Below are 18,493 nucleotides of genomic sequence, written 5' to 3'. Positions count from 1 at the left end.
AATATAGAGATTTGCCATAAAAGAACACTTAGTGGCATACTTGACAACTTGACAAATACCGCATCTTGTATGATATTTTTGGTATGAAAACACTTCCTGTTGGTGAGTTAAAAGCACAGTTCTCAGAGGTTCTGGAAAAGGTTAAATCCGGAGAATCCTTTGGTATTCTTTATGGAAAAAAGAAGAAACCCATTGCTATGATTGTACCGTATAAAGACTCTGTTGATAAAAAAGAACGAAAAATAGGATTGCTTGAAGGTAAAGTTAATATTCAGTTTACGGATGATTTTAAAATGACTGAAGAAGAATTATTGGGTTTATCATGAATTATTTATTAGATACCCATACTTTTCTTTGGACTGTTTCAAATACAGAAAATCTATCAAAAAAAGCATTAGAAATAATTAAAAATCCTAAGAATGAAGTTTTTGTAAGTGCCGTAAGCTTCTGGGAAATATCAATAAAAACTAGATTAAAAAAAATAAATCTTGATAAAATAGAACCAGAAGAATTGTTAACAATTGCAGAAAGAATGGATTTTCAAGTAATTAGTTTAACACCCGAAGAAGCAATCACATATCATAAATTAAAAGAAAACACACATAATGATCCTTTCGACAGAATGCTTATTTGGCAAAGCATATCGAGAAATATGACTATAATAAGTAAAGATCAAGAGTTTTATAAATTTGTACCGTACGGATTAAAGCTTAGTTGGTAAAAAATTCAGCTAACAACTGCTTCAACCTGACTTATTTGCTTGTCACGGATTTTTGCACTTCGCTACGCTCGACAAAAACCGTGCCAAACAAAACGCAGGTTAAGCAAATGTTAGGCGGACGCTCTGCCGCGTTTCGCCTACGGCAAAAGCGCGGACAACGCGCTGGAGGAATAAAATGATTAAACGGAAATTGTTTCGCGTTATCTGCAAGGCATTAAAGATTTCCGAATGTGAAATCGCTCCGGAGTGGCTTACTTGGATTTTCTTTCCAATGAAAAAATACGCCATAAAGTTCGCTTGCGTTCAATATGATTTTCAGCATGATATCTACACAATAAATGGATGCAAGATATCTGGTGGCGTTTTTTCCGAGTGGGGAAAGAAAGGCATTCCCGAGGGCGGGTATTTCAAATTGTTAAGGCGCGAAAAAGACGGAATGATATATGTCGAAAGATTTGCGCCTAACACAGATTTCAACCTGACTCATCCTGCGGATTCGCAGGTTAAATCATAGTTAGGCGGACGCCCTTCGGGCGCAAAATATTTTTTCGACTTGGATTATTTATACAGGTGTTATATGGGATATAGTATTTTATCAATAATTGAAAATCAGATTGTTCAGTATTTTGTAACATCAATAGATGAAGTAAAGAGTTTATATGGTGTTGATTCGAATTCCATGGTAATTGAAGCTGAAAATGAAATTGAATATACTCAAATTAAACATCATGATGAATTAAAGGATAATTTATGTCAAACATTTCCAGGTTATTTAGCAGAAGAAGCATTTGTTGAAGATTGTTTAAATAACAACATTATTATAGAAAAAATTAATCAGAGTAAAAGTAACTTTATTCAATATATAAAACATGCTGGAAAAATATCAATTAAAAGACCTGACTATATAATAGTTGGAGAAAAAGTTGCGATTGAGGTCAAAGCAAGAAATATCAAATTCTATAATAATAGAAATGTTGTTGGTATTGATATACGAGATTTTAAGAAATATAAAAATTTTCAAGACGTTTTCAATATGAAGGTATATTTTGCATTTTATGAATTGGATTCAGAATATAAACTTATTAAGGATTCCTTGAAAATGATTTCAATAAATGAAATAGCAAAAGGAGCAAATGATAATATTATTAAATGTGCAACAAGTTATATGATGTATTATGAATCTCTTACTCCTGGAATAGAATTGTTAAATAATTTTCGCCTAACAACTGCTTCAACCTGACATTGCTATTGTCACACTTTTTGCTAGTCGTCGCTACGCTCCTCGGCAAAAAAGTGCGCCAATGTACGCAATGCAGGTTAAGCAAATGTTAGCTTGACCCTTCGGGCAGAGGATAAATAAGAGTTTTTGCATAGAAAAAGAAACATGGAAATACATAAATGCACGAACTATTGAGAAAATAATATGTCAATATAGGGAATAGAATTAATTAGTATATGAAAAATTAAAGCATATAGTATGAACAATATGATCTGTTTTTAAACTAGGTTTATGAATATAAAAGAAAATTAGCTGAATTATTGTAATGTGATTGCTCATCGAGTTACTGTAATATCAGAATTTTACAAAATAGCTATGAAGTTATTTTAATGTGCAATAAAATGGATGTAATAATGGAAGACAGAACAAAAAAAGAAATGATCCAGTTAATAGCGCTACATAAAGAGCGATTAGATAAAATAGAAAATAAAATTACTCAAGAATTACTTACTAAATACCAAGTATCAGATTTTTCAAATATTAGTGCATATGCACCGACAGGATTAGAAGAAGCAACATGGCAAAAATGGATAATTATTTCATTACCAATAAATGCTTATATTTATCAAATTACTCTAGATATAAAGTATGCAGTATCACCGATTGCAAAAATTAGACCAAATGTAAGTATTAATAAAATTGAAGAGAAATATATTCAAGGGCAACAATCGATATGTAGTAATGATGAATTAATATTCAAATCAGATGAAATTAATGAAGACGAAATACTTTATAATGCAATAAATGCAATTAATAATTTTGGAAATGGATTAAATATAAAGCTTACAAGCTATAATACTTAAGAATCCGAGAAAGCTAACAACTGCTTCAACCTGATAATTCCTTTTGTCACACTTTTTGCAGTCGCTTCGCTCGGCAAAAAGTGCGCCAATCCCTTCGGGCCGGAATTACAGGTTAAGCAAATGTTGGATGGACGCCTCCGGCGCGCGGAGAAATATGAAAATAGGTTTAACATTAGGTAAGTTTGCACCTTTTCATAAAGGGCATGAGTACTTGATCTCCTGTGCATTAAAAGAAATGGATCAAGTAGTTGTTATAGTTTATAATGCCTCGGAAACAACTAAAATACCGACTTATGTTAGAGCAAACTGGATAAAAAGCATATTCCCCAGTGTTCGAATAATACTTGCAGAAGATGGTCCACAAGAAACTGGATATACAAAAGAAATTATTGACACACAAAATAAGTATCTTAAGAATAAACTCAAGCATATAAAAGTTGATACTTTTTATTCAAGTGAAAAATATGGTGAATATGTAAGCACTGCTCTTAAATGTAAAAACAGAACTATTGATATTAAGAGAGAGCAATTCCCGATATGTGCAACAGAAATCAGACATAATATAGTGAAATATCGTTCCTTTTTATCTCCTGTAGTTTTTAATTCAATTAAGCCACACTACTACTTTCTTGGTGGACCATCAACGGGTAAATCAACTATTGCTTTACTTGCTGCTCAAACACTCGGTGGTTCATATTGCGAAGAATATGGAAGAGATTATTGGATGAAACATCAAACAAATCATCGGTTATCCATGAGTGATTTAGAGAAAATCGCTTTCGCACAAAATGAAATGGAATTAACAAGAAGTAATACAGAAACGGATTATACCTTTTGTGATACAAATACAATAACTACACTTGCCTATTCTATATATTACTTTAATAAATCATCTAAAAAACTATTGCAAATAGTTGAAAAGAGTTTATACAAGTATAAAAATGTTTTTTTGTGTAATGATGACTTTCCTTTTGAGGATACTTGGGATAGGTCCGGTATTGGATCACGTGAAAAACTTCAGGAAATAAACATTGAACTTTTACATAAGTATAATATTATGTATTCACTACTTTCTGGAACAATAGAAAATAGAATAGAGCAAATAAAAGGAGTAATTAATGCTTAGTTTTTTAAATGTAAATACAGTAATGATAGATATTGCGGGGTATCCATTAAGCTATATTGAATTCGTAGGGACAGTATTTTATTTTCTATCAGTATTTCTTATTTCAAAAAAGAACATACTAACATGGCCTATTGGCATTATATCAGTTGTTTTATACGGAATATTATTTTATCAAATACAACTCTATTCTGACATGATGGAACAGGTGTATTACTTAGTTATTAGTATTGTTGGTTGGTTAATGTGGAAAAAGAAACAAGATGAAGAAAGTTACATACCAACAAGCTGGAGTTCATTTAAAGCAATTATCGTCTTTACAATAATTACTGCAATTTTTACAACAGTGCTTACTTACTGTGTTTCAAATTTCCATGTTTGGCTTCCTAAAGTATTCCCAGAGCCGGCTTCATTCCCATTTCTAGATGCACTAACAACAATTATGAGTTTTGTTGCTATGTATTTAACTACAATAAGGAAAAATGAAGGTTGGATTTATTGGATAGTTGTTGATGTAATTGCAACTGGATTGTATTGGGTAAAAGATGTTAGGTTTATCGCAATCCAATATATCATTTTGCTTTGTATGGCTGTTTACGGCTTGATAAATTGGATGAGGAAAAATCATCCAACAACTGCTTCAACCTGACTCGGCTATTGTCACAGTTTGTGCTAATCGCGCTCCGCGCGGCACAAACTGCGCCAATATACGCCTCGCAGGTTAAGCAAATGTTATCCCCACGCCTTCGGCGGGCGAGGATGGAAGAACTAAAAACGCTAATAAATCTCGAAATATAATTTGGAATACGGTGCAAGTTCTCGCGACAAATGCTGAAGATACATTAAAAATAAAACAGCAAAACAGTGTTCCGTTTTTACTATCAAGAATTTAAGGCGACTGTAGGACGTTGCTTTTCAATTGATTTTAACATCTTGAATTGAAAAGATCCTGGATATAAGGTTTTTAGATTACTGTGGTTATTCAGCAGTAAAATGAGAATCCTGCACAATTGTTTTCGAGAAATAACCTTACAGTGGCTTGTATGAAGCAAATCAAAATAAGTAACTGATTCAGTTGCTGGTTATTATTCTATGGTTTTATACAATAAGATCTTGATGTCTTGCAAAAACGAATCAAGGTAATTGGATTGGATTTGGTCTTATATAATAGAAGAAAAGAGAAAGAAAAGGTAAGAAAAATGTTTAGTACACAGCTGCTGTAGAGTAAAAAACAAAACGGAGCTTTCTGTAGGAAATATTTTTGTTGCGTAATAAAATTTAAGACGTTGGTAACGTTTGTAAAAGTAAAAAACTTAGTACACAAATTAGTTGAAAACGAAGCTACAGCAGAACTGAAACCAAAAATTGGATAACAACTATTTCAACCTGACATTGCTATTGTCACACTTTTTGCTAGTCGCTGCGCTCGGCAAAAAGTGCGCCAATGTACGCAATGCAGGTTAAATAAATGTTAGATGGACCCTTCGGGCGAAAAGAAGTAAATTATTTTTCACTGGCCAGGGATAAGGAGTAACTTTATGATAGAATTTCAGTATTTTGAGGGCTGTCCTAATGCAAAGGAATCATTGTCAATATTACGTGCTTTTATTATAGGTTCAAGCATTCCTGAAGATCAACTAAAAATTTCTCTTATTAGAAGTGCTGATATGGCTCAAGAAGTCAACTTCCAAGGATCACCGACGATCCTAATTGACGGAATTGATATTTATACAATGCATAAACCAATTGGATTTAATTACGCATGTAGGCTCTATATGGTTAATGGCAAAAATACTGGTGTATTACCATTGGAATTTATTTCCATTAGGTATAAAGAATTAATGATGATAAAATCAAAAATAAGTAATAATGGTAAAATTGGGATATTTCCAAATATTGGCAAAACAATGCCGTTAGTGAAAAAAGAAACATCTATCAAAAAATGCCCAGAATGCAATTCCCATGGGGTGTTAGTTAAAAAAGAAACAATTAAAGCTATAATATCAGAATATGCATTGAAGCGTGTAGTTGGAGATGCATTCGCCCTTTGTATGAATCGAAATTGCGAAATATCGTATTATAGTTTAGATTCGAATATAGTATTTAATACTAATGATTTAATTGTACCATTATGGTATAAAAAAGATGCCAACCCAATTTATGCGTGTTACTGCAGCAAAGTAACCAAAAATGATGTGATACTGGCGATTAAAGATCATGGAGCAAAAACAGTTAATGATGTAAAACTATTTACGGGCGCTATGAAGAATTCAGATTGTCTACATCATAATCCTTTAGGTAAGTGTTGTCACAAAATTATACAGGAAATTATTAATGAAGAAATCCAAGACATCTAACAATCGCTTCAACCTGTCTCAATGCCCTGTCATGATTCCTGCTGAATATTGTCGCAGGAATCACGCCAGGGCATTTCGCAGGTTAAGCGTATGTTAGGTTTATCAGTTAAGGAGTAAAAATGATCGACTACTTACGGATCATTGGATTTAAGAACTTACAGGATTTCAAAATTAGTTTTAAACATGGTATCAATATTATAATTGGAGATAATGATGCCGGAAAGACCACTATCCTTGAAGCTCTCAATCTCGTCTTAACTGGCACATTATTTGGAAAATCAATTTTTACTGAAATAAGTCCTTACATTTTCAATGCTGATTTAGTTCGATATTTTATAAATACGATTGGCACTCCAGAATGCATACCACCAAAGATTATTATCGAAGCAGTATTTTTTGACACAGATGAAACTGCTAGGTATCGTGGAATAAATAATTTAGATAGAGTTGATCTCCCGGGAGTGTCAATTGTAGTTGATCTTGATAAGGAATTTACAGAAGAATATAAACAATATATTAAAGAGAAAGAAGAAGTACATTCTGTTCCAACTGAGTTCTATGGAGTCTCTTGGGCGTTTTTTAGTGGAAATCCTGTCGGTGGAAGAAGTAACCAGATTCGATCAACATATATAGATGCTGCCTCAATTAGATTTGCAAGTGGTTCCGATCGTTTCATAAATAAGGTAATCAACGATGCATTAACAGAGAAAGATAAGGCTAGGCTTTCTATTGAATATAGAAAACTAAGAGAAACATTCTCAAAAATAAATGGGGTTGAAACAATTAATAGTAGCTTAGCAGAAAAAGGTAAAGAAATAACCAAAAACGATTTTAAAGTTTCTGTTGATATTTCTGCAAAAAGTGGCTGGGATTCAGTATTAATTCCATATCTTGATGACATACCATTCCAATTTATTGGTATGGGTGAACAAAGCAAATTGAAAATTGGGTTTGCCTTGAATGCAACGCTTGAAAAAACATCTGTATTCTTAATTGAAGAGCCAGAAAACCATCTTTCATTTACTAATATGGCAAGTTTAATAGATCAAATATCAAAAATGTGTGACGAACGTCAAGTTATAATCTCTACACACAATTCATTCGTATTGAATAAGCTGGGATTAGATAACCTACGCTTGCTACACGCTAAAAAGTCAATAAGTCTTGTTGAATTAAGCGCATCAACTGTTTCCTATTTTAAAAGATTGCCAGGATACGATACATTAAGAATGGTACTTGCCAAATCTATAATATTGGTAGAAGGTCCGACAGAAGAATTAATTATCCAGCGATTGTACCTTGATAAATACGGGACCTTACCCATAAGCAATAATGTTGATATAATCTCTGTTCGTGGATTATCATTTAAAAGATTTTTGGAAATATCAAAACAATTAAAAATAAAAACACAAGTAATAACAGATAATGACGGTGATATTGCTGCTGTCAAAGCAAAATATTCAGATTATGAAGGTATTGAAACGATTAAGATCATATATCCTGAGAATGCTTCATTATCTACAATTGAAATTGCCTTTTGCGCATGTAATACAGTTGCGAACTTAAATAAAATATTTATTAAAGACTTTGGTAGTATTGAAGAAATCAAGAATTGGATGTTGAATAATAAAACAGAGTGGTCGCTAAGAGTATTCGAGAGTGCAGAAAAAATTGAATATCCAGAGTATATAAAAAATGCCATCTAAGAATGTAATAACAATAGCTGCTGCTGGTTCTGGTAAATCAACCGGAATTGTAAATGAAGCAATAGCCAATCAAGATAAAAGAATATTGATTACAACATTTACAGTTGAAGGCACAGAAGAATTAAAGAAGATATTCATAGAGCAGTACCAAGCAATACCAAAAAATGTTGAAATAATGACCTGGATGTCCTTCCTGATTCAAGAATGCATTCGGCCTTACCAATTATCTGCTTTCGATAGGCTTGTGTCGAGACCAATATTTGTTCAAGGCCGATCAACAAAATACTTTAAGAAAACTGATCCAAGATATTTTTTTGGAGCTGATGACTGCATTTTTTCTGACAAGCTGGCTGATTTTGCAATGCTATGTAATGCAAAAACTGATGGTAAAGTAATAAAGCGATTAGAATCCATTTACGATCTGATATTCATTGACGAGTTTCAAGACTTTGCTGGATATGACTATGATCTTGTAATTGAATTGCTACAAACAGATATTACTCTGCGAATTGTTGCAGATCCTCGTCAAGGTACATTTTCAACAAATGAATCAGCGAGGAATGCAAAATATAAAAAAGCGGGAGTTTTAAAATTAATAGAAAAATTAGAACTTGATGGCCTATGCAGAATAGAACTCAACAATTGGAGTTATAGATGCAATCAAGAGCTATGTAGTTTTTCTGATTCAATTTATCATGATTATGAGAAAACAATATCTAGGAATTTTGAAAGAACGGGGCATGATGGTATCTTTTACATATCAAGAAGCCAGCTCGAAGAATACTTACAAAATTTTCAGGTAGTTATATTGAGGTACGATAAAAAAACCAAATGGTTAGATGAGAAAGTAAGAAATTTTGGTGCGGTTAAGGGTAGAACATATGAAAGGGTGTTAATACTTCCTAACACTCCAATTATAAACTTTCTAAAAGGCCAGCCATTCTCTTCGCCAGCTAAATACTATGTGGCTTTCACACGTGCGAAGTATAGTGCTACAATATTATGTGATGAAGAATTATCTCATCCAATGATTACTAAATGGAAAACCTAACAACTGCTTCAACCTGACTCGGCTATGTCACGATTCTTGCTAGTCGTCGCTACGCTCCTCGGCAAGAATCGCGCCATTACGCCTCGCAGGTTAAGCAAATGTTAGCTCGACGCTGCGCGCGCGGCAGAAAGAATGTTATATTGATTTACTCTATTTTTGTTAATACTAACTTGAAGAGGAAGAAGATGGAAAATTCGATTAATAACATAATATTATCAATGATAAATTATAATTCACCGGATGTTAAGAGAATTAATCATGCTCTTAAGGTTTTTCAATTTTCTGAAATTATCGCAAATTTAGAAGAAGTAACTGTTAATGAGTTAACCGTTATAAAAATATGTGGAATACTACATGATATTGGTATTCATGAAGCGGAAATTAAATATAAGTCTAGTTCAGGAAAATATCAAGAAATTGAAGGCCCAAAAATAGCTGAAGAGTTATTAGTAAAAAATAAAATTGATATTAGCAATACTCAAATCGAAAGAATTAAATTTATAATTGGTAATCATCATTCATATAAAAAGATAGATGGAATAGATTTTCAAATATTAGTTGAAGCAGATTTCATTGTGAATATTTACGAAGATAATATACAAAAAAGAGAAATCGAAAATGTTAAGAAAAATATATTTAAGACAAATACTGGAAAATATTTGATTGATTCAATGTACTTAAAATAATACATATATATGTTTTTTTGATAATTATAATGATGCAAGGATATTAATAGTTAATCAAAAATCGTTTTAAGATAGCTTAAATAGTACTACTTAATGAAAATAATTATATGTTAAGTTAACATAAGACAATTAATGCAAAATAAAAAAATAGGAAGAGGAAAAAGCTAACAACTGCTTCAACCTGATATTTTCTTTGTCACATTTTGTGCTGTCGCTTCGCTCCTGACGCACAAAATGCGCCAAACCGCTACGCGGTGCGAAAATACAGGTTAAGCAAATGTTATCCCCACGCCTTCGGCGGGCGAGGATGGAAGAACTAAAAACGCTTATAAATCTCGAAATATAATTTGGATTACGGTGCAAGCTCTCGCGACAAATGCTGAAGATCCATTAAAAATAAAACAGCAAAGCAGTGTTCCGTTTTCACTACCAAGAATTTAAGGTGACTGTAGGACGTTGCTTTTCAATTGATTTTAACATCTTGAAGTGAAAAGATCCTGGATATAAGGTTTTTAGATTACTGTGGTTATTCAGCAGTAAAATGAGAATTCTGCACAATAGTTTTCGATAAATAACCTTACAGTGGCTTATACGAAGCAAATCAAAATAAAAAACTGATTCAGTTGCTGGTTATCATTCCATAGTCCTATACAATAGGATCTTGATGTTTTGCAGAAACGAATCAAGGTAATTGGACTGGATTTGGTCTTATATAATAGAAGAAAATGGAAAGAAAAGAAAAATGTTTTGTATGAAACTGCTGTAGAGTAAAAAACAAAACGGAGCTTTCTGTAGAAAATATTTTTGTTGCGTAATAAAATTTAAGACGTTGGTAACGTTTGTAAAAGTAAAAAGCTTAGTACACAAATTAGTTGAAAACGAAGCTACAGCAGAACTGAAACCAAAAATTGGATAACAACTATTTCAACCTGACATTGCTATTGTCACACTTTTTGCTAGTCGCTTCGCTCGGCAAAAAGTGCGCCAATGTACGCAATGCAGGTTAAATAAATGTTAGTTCGACCAATCTACACTTATTAATAGAAGAAAAAGAAATATATTTGGAAGAAGATTGTGTATAACTGAAGTAAACTGTCACTGAAAATAGACTTAAGAAAAAGTTCAACAGATGATAACACTCTGAAAAACGGTTATACAGTTTGCACCTAGTTTATTACTTAAAGTGTTATCGTGATTAAAACTTTTTCTTTCGTTGATGAAGTTGACTTCATACCACTTGTGCTAAAACTTGCAGGAACAGATGTTAGAAAACGATATGCAGAAGAGTTGCCTCAGTCTTCACATTATAACAAGTCATAAGGATTCAGCCTTCGGGTTTTTTAATGGTACTGCAAATCGTTTTCTAACATTGATGTAGTTGGTTATAAACTGAATTGTTTAACAGTTGGCGATCTAACAACTGCTTCAACCTGACTTATTTGCTTGTCACGGATTTTTGCACTTCGCTACGCTCGGCAAAAACCGCGCCAAACAAAACGCAGGTTAAGCAAATGTTAGTTGGACCCTGCGGGCGGCGGAAAGAGGAGAAAATATGTCGAGTAAAAACTTAATTCTTCCAGTTTATTTAAATCAGAAAGTTGTTTTTGATTTATTAGCAATTATTGAAAATGGATTTTCACAAATACGTTCAATTGAAAGAAAAGAAAACAAAGAAGGTGTGCTTGATTCAGAAATAGAAAGTAGTATCGGTACAGGTAATACATTTGGTTTATTTGGATTAAAATTAGGGGCAAAATTAAAGGGAAGTAATTCACAACAAGATCAGCAAACTGTTTCTGAAGAAAGAATACATACACCCACATCGTTGTTTGAAAAATTACTAGAACATCTAGAAGAAAATGGTTTAGTAAAAGATGTTTCTGAGGAAAGTGATTTCAAACTAATTGAAACTGGCGATTTTATTCGTGTAAAGGGTACTGTATCAGTAAATCCATTAATTAAAGCATTTGATTCTATGTATCATATGATTAATATGATTGCTTCTATAAGCGGGAAAGGATCGGGAAATAGTTCTTCTGGAGATATCAAGAAGACAAGCGATCAAATAAAAAAGTTTAATGATAATATGAAAGTCACAGGATTAGTAGATTTATTACAAAGAAATGAAAATGGTTTTGATGCAGTATCTCAAGCTGATATACGTTTTTTTGAAAATGAAAATGTTGGAATACTTGAGAACGGTGAATATTCAGTAATAGGAAAAGTAATAAAAATTGCTACAGAAGATACGGAACCTATAAATTTATTAAGAAATACTAGTTTAAGTGCTGCTGGAGATTTACTTATTGATCAAATGTTATCAGGATTCCAAACTGAAGAAATAAAAAAAACGGGTATTAATATACCTCGTATTACATCAAGTGTGCAAAAAGGAATACTACTTATTCCAATAGCAATTTATGCTTAAAAAAAAGACAACTAACAACTGCTTCAACCTGACTCGGCTATGTCACGATTCTTGCTAGTCGTCGCTACGCTCCTCGGCAAGAATCGCGCCATTACACCTCGCAGGTTAAGCAAATGTTAGATGGACGCCGCTAGCGCGGCGCAAAAAAACAATCTTTTTCGTAATACATTTTCTATTTAATACATCTTGTTTTTAAATAAGTAGGATTATGTATTTGATACAAAAACTGACTTCCACCATCAATTTAAAATAAGTAAAAATATAATGATAAAACCTTTAATAATTTAATATGTATATAAGTATAGTAATTATTGGAAGTTCTTTATCTGCTAGGGATAAAAAAATATGGATTGAAAAACTATGGAAATATCAAACTTCTTTTATTTAAATCGATATGGCGTGCTAGTATTTAAATACCTAGTTTCACCATTCCTAATAATTACTGGTTTAATAAATATCATTATTCAAGCTGATTATTTTATTATTTTACTTTCAGTTTTTCTTATGGTTTTTGTTTTCTATGTTTTTCCTTGGTATACAAGCAGACAATACCGAGTTTTAATAAGAAATAATGAGATCAGTGCAAAAAAAATTCTAAATAAAACAGAAATATATTTCAAAGAGACTGATATAAAGGCTGTATTTTATCGAAGCTTTCACACCAATTTAGGACGATTATTTTTATATCAAGTATGTATAGAATTAATTGACAAGAAATATATTTGCTTTTGCTATTATGTTGATTATCAATTAAAACCATTTGATAACTCACCATATCAATATAATAATTATGACATTTTACGAAAAGAAAATGACCAATTTTACTATTATACAGAAGGCTTAGGCATTAATTTAGATAAGAGTAAAATAATTGGTAAAATGAAACTGTTCGAGAAGTACTAAATGCTAATAGAAGAATCATCTAACAACTGCTTCAACCTGATAATTCCTTTTGTCATGAAAATTGCTGGTCGCTTCGCTCGGCAATTTTCACGCCAATCCCTTCGGGCCGGAATTACAGGTTAAGCAAATGTTAGAAAGACGGCTTCGCCGCCGGAGGAAAATAATAAAGATGCTAAAAAAGCTATTTATTAAATCAAAACCATTTATATTTATATTTTGTTTGTCACAAATCATAATATTTGCCATCCTGTTAAGTATCAATAATGATCAAGTTATAAAATCACTAAAAAACATATGTGTTGTTCTTGCGCTAAACATATTTATTTTGTTAGGTATACAATTACAAATGTTTATGATTTTCTGGTTCTCAAAAATGCTTGTACTAGAAGTCTATTCAACTTTATTAATAGCAGCTGGTTTTTTATGTTTTGTTGTATTGTTTTCAAATGAGTATTCTGTAGAAATAAAAATTGTGTTAATATCAATGCTTATAACGGTATGTATATCTGGATTTTATAATAGATTTGTTTTAGCTAATCTAGATCAGAAAAAATGGAGAGACAATAGGAAATCCATAAAAGAAGAGAATGATAAGAAGAAGATAATTGTTTGAAACGAAATATTTATTAGGATATGTTACATTGTTTTATATAATGGAATTAATAAAAATAAGGAAAAATTTCGGATAGTAATTGTGTTTATCGAAGCAGTTAATATTCGTATTAAGTAAATAATATATTTAATTTGAATAAGTCTACTGATAAAATTGAATACTGTTTTGATTAACTATATATTATCAAAAAAAAGTTTCTAACAACTATTTCAACCTGACATTGCTATTGTCATGAAAATTGCAGTCGCTTCGCTCGGCAATTTTCACGCCAATGTACGCAATGCAGGTTAAATAAATGTTAGTTTGACGCCTTCGGCGCGCGAAGAAAAAAATACCAGTAGTATTTTGACATGAACTATTAAATATTGAAATTTACACAAATAAGTAAATTTACTTGAAATTATGGAATAGTTTATCAAAATGATATAATACTGTTTTGCTGGTTTATTAATGCTAGTAATTAAGGTTAACAAAAATAAAAGTACAAAGTAATATTTGTTATTAAGAAGTGAAACAAAAGTGAAGTCAATAAAAACAAAAAATACGAATAAGTACGAGAAAAAAAAATTAGTAATTCGGGCAATTGCATATGGAATAATTGCTGCTATGTTTTCATTTATTGCATTTTGCATTCTATACTTTCCTGGGAAAAGGACTGGAAGACCATTATTGGATTATGATAATGAATGGTTTATGTTTATTGTTGTTATTCTTATAGTAATCCCATTATTGGTTTCGTTTTTCTCTTATATGATTTTTAATATCATAGCTTTTACTAAAAAACATAAAAGAAATACTTAAGAAGTAATTATGTAAATCATTCATTTCGACATAATAAACAAATTTGTTCAATGATAGAGTTTAGATAGAATTAATTCTATTAAAAGAATATTGTTGTGTAATAACATTTCCATATTTATATAAATTTAATTAATGAAGAACCAGAAACAGTTAATTGAATACTTAAATTTAGAAGAAACAAATAAATCCTTCTTGATTTGCACTAATTAATATATGATAGAAAAATGAAGAAAAAAATAAACTAACAACTGCTTCAACCTGACTCGGCTATTGTCACAGTTTGTGCTTTCGCGCTTCGCGCGGCACAAACTGCGCCAATTACGCCTCGCAGGTTAAGCAAATGTTAGGTTCACGCCTTCGGCGGCCGAGGAATATAAGAAATAGGTGATTATCTTGAGGTAATTATGATCAATAATTTCAGTTTATTTATTAAAACAGATCTAGGACAAGTAATTAGTTTTTCAGTTTCAATAATTGGTTTATTAATTACTCTTATTACATTTATATCTGTATTAAACATTCGTGATAAAATAAAAAAAGCAAAAAAATCTAATTTGTGTATATCAGATATTAATGAAATTATTGGAATACTTGATAAAAATAAAAATGACTTTTCATTAAATCCTAGCGATATTGATGACAGAATACGAAGTACAAATGAACAAATACTTAGAAATTATGGAGTAATTAAATCACTAAAAAAGAGGTTCCTATTAAAGCAATGGCGATTACGCAATAAAAATTATATTCATTTCCTAAAAATATATAAAGAAATAATTATTGATTTAGAAAGGGAGGAAATATGAATAATTTAGAACAATTTGTCCAAAAAATGATAAATGAAACACAAGCCGGTAAAATTGATTGGATAAGTGATGATGATTCTGAAATAAAAAAATCGATTATAAACTCCAATGAGATTTATAGAGTATATAGAGCACCATCAAATACTGGAAATGTATATTTTATAATGCAAAAAATGCCCGATTATTCAATAGATTTTAATGTTCAATATGAAGCAAATATTATGTTTATACTTATTGAATCAAAAACTAATAAAAGTGAGATTACAACAAGTGATGTAGCAAAAAATCTCATAAGTAATCTGTATTATGCAATTAATGATTATATTAATAAAAAAATAATTAGTGAAATTGAATTTTAACCTAACAACTGCTTCAACCTGATATTTTCTTTGTCACATTTTGTGCTGTCGCTTCGCTCCTGACGCACAAAATGCGCCAAGCCCTACGGGCACGAAAATACAGGTTAAGCAAATGTTAGTTGGACCCTTCGGGCCGAGGAGAAAATGAAAAATAAAACATTGTTTATAATTGTTATTTTGTTGTTTTTTCAAACATATAATATTATTTCTCAAGAACAAAATAAAAATAGTGTAGATGATGACCATAAAGATAAATGTATTCTGCCCTTCTCATTTGGAGATACTCCAGAGACATGTCACCTTCCAATATTTGTTGTGAAGATTAATGGAGAAAGTTTTAAGTTTTCTATTGATACAGGTGGTCTAGAGAACATTATATTTGAATCTGGATTAGAAAAATTTCATGTATCATATCAAGAAAATATTCCTACAAAAAATAGCATCATTAATTTCTTAGTTTCTTTACTAAATATTAAAACAAATACATATGTCAATTGTAGTGTTGAGTTATTTCAAATTGAAAACTTAGCAATTCAAAATTTGGATTTGAAGTATTCATCTCTAAATTATCCCATACCAGGAATTGATGCAATTTTATGTCTTGCGGCTTTTAAAAATACTAGATCAGTAATAATTGATTATAAAAATAAAGTATTTGTATTTAATGACTCCATTTATGAAAGAAACGAGTTTCCATTATACACAGAACATAATCGTTATTATATCAAAGGTATTATTGAAGATAATCAAGTTAATTGCTTACTTGATAATGGAGCAGCTAATGTTCTTGTTTTTGATAAAAAATATTTTCCTAAGCAATATACAAAAGAGGTTGTAAATATTTCTACACTTAATGGGATTTCCTACTATTCTGTAGATAAAGCAAAACATTTGGATTTACAGCTTAATCAAAACCAAGCATATAGGGGAGAGTGTTTTTTTGTTGATAACACATTTAATAATAATAATCGCATTAATAGTCTCTTTCGTTATGATGCATTTCTTGGAAAACCCTTTTTTGATAAATATGTAGTATTTATTGATTTATATCGAATGAAGTGTATGCTAAAAAGCAACTAACAACTGCTTCAACCTGACTTATTTGCTTGTCACGGATTTTTGCACTTCGCTACGCTCGGCAAAAACCGCGCCAAACAAAACGCAGGTTAAGCAAATGTTAGGACGGCGCTCCGCGCGCGGGGGAAAAATGAAGAAATTATGTATATATTGTTTAACCATATTTCTATTAAATAGTTGTGCTGTATTTAAACCTTCAACTAGTGCGTTAGTTTATCAGCCAAAAAAATACACAATTGAAACTGTATATTCAAAATCAAGTAAATTGAATTATGTAATTGCTCTTCCAAAAAATTATGATGCTACCACAGATGATTATCCTGTTATTGTCTTTTTACATAGCATGGCAGAACGTGGTAATGATCCTAATTTAATAATATATAATGAATTTGGTGAGAAATCCGGGCTGATTCCATATTTAGATGATAAGGATTTCCCGTTTATTATTGTTTCACCGTTATGTCCAGATAAAACATATTGGCCTTTTCTATCGAGTAAATTGAATAAAATGATGAAGGAAATCCAATCAGAATATCGAGTAAAAAAGGATAATGTTTATTTGACCGGTGTAAGTATGGGTGGTATGGGTGTATGGTCATTTGCTATGGATTATCCAGAATGGTTTTCAGCGATGATTCCGATTAGTGGTGGAGTATATTGCCCTCCAATGAAGAATAGTCCTAATAAATTAAAGGATATTTCTATATGGGCATTTCACTCAAGGAATGATATTGAAATTCCCTTAGAGAAAGAAGCGTGGTTTATTAAAAAATTACAAGAGAAAAATATAGATATAAAATATACAATTGAAGATGGAAGCGAACACTATGTTCATGGTGTTGTTTATTCAGATGATGAAATATATAAATGGTTGTTGGGAAAAACAAAGTCCTAACAACTGCTTCAACCTGATAATTCCTTTTGTCATGAAAATTGCAGTCGTCGCTTCGCTCCTTTGAGCAATTTTCACGCCAATCCCTTCGGGCCGGAATTACAGGTTAAGCAAATGTTAGATTGACCCTTCGGGCAAAAGGAGAAAAAACCAAAATGAACGCATTAAAAGATTACAAGTCACTCTACAAAACAGCATTTATTTCAACGATTATTATGCTCACCATTATTCCAATTCAGATACTTGTATTTGCATTAACGAAGCTACCTACTACAACTATCGAATGGTTTTCTTTGTTTAAAGATAATTTAGTAATCGGATTTTTTCATGCAGATTTTTTTATTTTAATTAATAATATTCTAATTAGTATTATATATTTAGCTTTTTATCATACTTTAAAAGAAGTAAATAAAGGTGTAATACAAATAGGTATAGCTTTAGGATTAATTGGAATTTCAGCATATATTTCATCAAATAAAACTTTCGAGATATTAAAACTTTCCTACGAATATTTTAGCACAAATATTGAAACTGAAAAGATAATATTTGAATCAGCTGGAAAAGCATGCTTATTAGGATGGCAAGGGACAGCTTTTGATACATATTATGTTCTTAATGGAATTGCATTATTTTGTATTTCCATTTTAATGTATAAATCTAAATATTATTCAAAAGCAACTGCAACCTGGGGATTATTCGCAGCAATATTTATGATTATTCCTTCAACTGCTGGAACAATTGGTTTAATTTTTTCATTGCTATCATTGATTCCATGGTACGTCTTTAGCATTTTATATGCAAAGATCTTTGTAAGAATAGGAAAAGAAATCTAACAACTGCTTCAACCTGACTCGGCTATGTCACGATTCTTGCTAGTCGTCGCTGCGC

General features: G+C 31.2%; 19 protein-coding genes. All 19 read left to right on the top strand.

Going from position 1 to position 18,493, the window contains the following annotated elements:
* Nucleotides 1–83: 83 nt before the first annotated feature.
* The gene (locus K7J14_RS14970) at nucleotides 84–326 is read left to right on the top strand and encodes a type II toxin-antitoxin system Phd/YefM family antitoxin (RefSeq protein WP_230758045.1); all 243 of its coding nucleotides are present in this window, start codon (nucleotides 84–86) and stop codon (nucleotides 324–326) included.
* Nucleotides 323–721, top strand: coding sequence for a type II toxin-antitoxin system VapC family toxin (locus K7J14_RS14965; protein ID WP_230758042.1), 399 nt, complete (start codon nucleotides 323–325; stop codon nucleotides 719–721). Before K7J14_RS14970 ends, K7J14_RS14965 begins: the two co-directional genes overlap by 4 nt.
* Nucleotides 722–896: 175 nt before the next feature.
* The gene (locus tag K7J14_RS14960; RefSeq protein ID WP_230758281.1) at nucleotides 897–1,235 is read left to right on the top strand and encodes a hypothetical protein; all 339 of its coding nucleotides are present in this window, start codon (nucleotides 897–899) and stop codon (nucleotides 1,233–1,235) included.
* Between the two features lie 63 nt (nucleotides 1,236–1,298).
* Nucleotides 1,299–1,961, top strand: a complete 663-nt coding sequence (locus tag K7J14_RS14955) for a hypothetical protein (protein WP_230758279.1) — start codon at nucleotides 1,299–1,301, stop codon at nucleotides 1,959–1,961.
* Between the two features lie 392 nt (nucleotides 1,962–2,353).
* The gene (locus K7J14_RS14950) at nucleotides 2,354–2,803 is read left to right on the top strand and encodes a hypothetical protein (RefSeq protein ID WP_230758270.1); all 450 of its coding nucleotides are present in this window, start codon (nucleotides 2,354–2,356) and stop codon (nucleotides 2,801–2,803) included.
* 154 nt (nucleotides 2,804–2,957) lie between these two features.
* Nucleotides 2,958–3,929, top strand: coding sequence for an AAA family ATPase (locus K7J14_RS14945; RefSeq protein WP_230758267.1), 972 nt, complete (start codon nucleotides 2,958–2,960; stop codon nucleotides 3,927–3,929).
* Nucleotides 3,922–4,575: a nicotinamide riboside transporter PnuC gene (gene pnuC / locus K7J14_RS14940; RefSeq protein ID WP_230758264.1), complete on the top strand. Its 654-nt coding sequence runs from the start codon at nucleotides 3,922–3,924 to the stop codon at nucleotides 4,573–4,575. Before K7J14_RS14945 ends, pnuC begins: the two co-directional genes overlap by 8 nt.
* A gap of 889 nt (nucleotides 4,576–5,464) precedes the next feature.
* The gene (locus K7J14_RS14935) at nucleotides 5,465–6,283 is read left to right on the top strand and encodes a (2Fe-2S)-binding protein (protein ID WP_230758256.1); all 819 of its coding nucleotides are present in this window, start codon (nucleotides 5,465–5,467) and stop codon (nucleotides 6,281–6,283) included.
* Nucleotides 6,284–6,402: 119 nt separating this feature from the next.
* On the top strand, nucleotides 6,403–7,989 hold the full coding sequence (locus tag K7J14_RS14930) for an ATP-dependent nuclease (protein WP_230758246.1): 1,587 nt from the start codon (nucleotides 6,403–6,405) through the stop codon (nucleotides 7,987–7,989).
* The gene (locus K7J14_RS14925; protein ID WP_230758237.1) at nucleotides 7,979–9,040 is read left to right on the top strand and encodes a UvrD-helicase domain-containing protein; all 1,062 of its coding nucleotides are present in this window, start codon (nucleotides 7,979–7,981) and stop codon (nucleotides 9,038–9,040) included. Before K7J14_RS14930 ends, K7J14_RS14925 begins: the two co-directional genes overlap by 11 nt.
* Before the next feature lie 185 nt (nucleotides 9,041–9,225).
* Nucleotides 9,226–9,726 carry an HD domain-containing protein gene (locus tag K7J14_RS14920; RefSeq protein ID WP_230758234.1) on the top strand — a complete coding sequence of 167 codons (501 nt, stop codon included), beginning with the start codon at nucleotides 9,226–9,228 and terminating at the stop codon, nucleotides 9,724–9,726.
* A gap of 1,552 nt (nucleotides 9,727–11,278) precedes the next feature.
* Nucleotides 11,279–12,154 carry a DUF6414 family protein gene (locus tag K7J14_RS14915; RefSeq protein WP_230758232.1) on the top strand — a complete coding sequence of 292 codons (876 nt, stop codon included), beginning with the start codon at nucleotides 11,279–11,281 and terminating at the stop codon, nucleotides 12,152–12,154.
* Between the two features lie 360 nt (nucleotides 12,155–12,514).
* Nucleotides 12,515–13,057 carry a hypothetical protein gene (locus K7J14_RS14910; protein ID WP_230758230.1) on the top strand — a complete coding sequence of 181 codons (543 nt, stop codon included), beginning with the start codon at nucleotides 12,515–12,517 and terminating at the stop codon, nucleotides 13,055–13,057.
* 127 nt (nucleotides 13,058–13,184) lie between these two features.
* Complete coding sequence (locus K7J14_RS14905; protein WP_230758228.1) at nucleotides 13,185–13,670, top strand: hypothetical protein; 486 nt, start codon at nucleotides 13,185–13,187, stop codon at nucleotides 13,668–13,670.
* A 1,205-nt stretch (nucleotides 13,671–14,875) separates the two neighbouring features.
* Nucleotides 14,876–15,277, top strand: coding sequence for a hypothetical protein (locus K7J14_RS14900; protein ID WP_230758227.1), 402 nt, complete (start codon nucleotides 14,876–14,878; stop codon nucleotides 15,275–15,277).
* Nucleotides 15,274–15,636, top strand: a complete 363-nt coding sequence (locus K7J14_RS14895; protein WP_230758225.1) for a hypothetical protein — start codon at nucleotides 15,274–15,276, stop codon at nucleotides 15,634–15,636. The genes K7J14_RS14900 and K7J14_RS14895 overlap by 4 nt, the downstream gene beginning before the upstream one ends.
* Nucleotides 15,637–15,780: 144 nt before the next feature.
* Nucleotides 15,781–16,716, top strand: a complete 936-nt coding sequence (locus tag K7J14_RS14890; protein ID WP_230758221.1) for a hypothetical protein — start codon at nucleotides 15,781–15,783, stop codon at nucleotides 16,714–16,716.
* 127 nt (nucleotides 16,717–16,843) lie between these two features.
* Nucleotides 16,844–17,608 (top strand): carboxylesterase family protein, encoded by a 765-nt coding sequence (locus K7J14_RS14885; RefSeq protein WP_230758219.1) that lies wholly within the window; start codon nucleotides 16,844–16,846, stop codon nucleotides 17,606–17,608.
* A 152-nt stretch (nucleotides 17,609–17,760) separates the two neighbouring features.
* Entirely contained in the window at nucleotides 17,761–18,438 is a 678-nt protein-coding gene (locus tag K7J14_RS14880) for a DUF4386 family protein (RefSeq protein WP_230758216.1), read from the top strand.
* Nucleotides 18,439–18,493: the final 55 nt, after the last annotated feature.

Origin of the sequence: Teretinema zuelzerae (assembly GCF_021021555.1) — a bacterium.
Taxonomy (GTDB): Bacteria; Spirochaetota; Spirochaetia; order Treponematales; family Treponemataceae; genus Teretinema; species Teretinema zuelzerae.
This window is presented reverse-complemented; position numbering and strand designations above follow the sequence as displayed.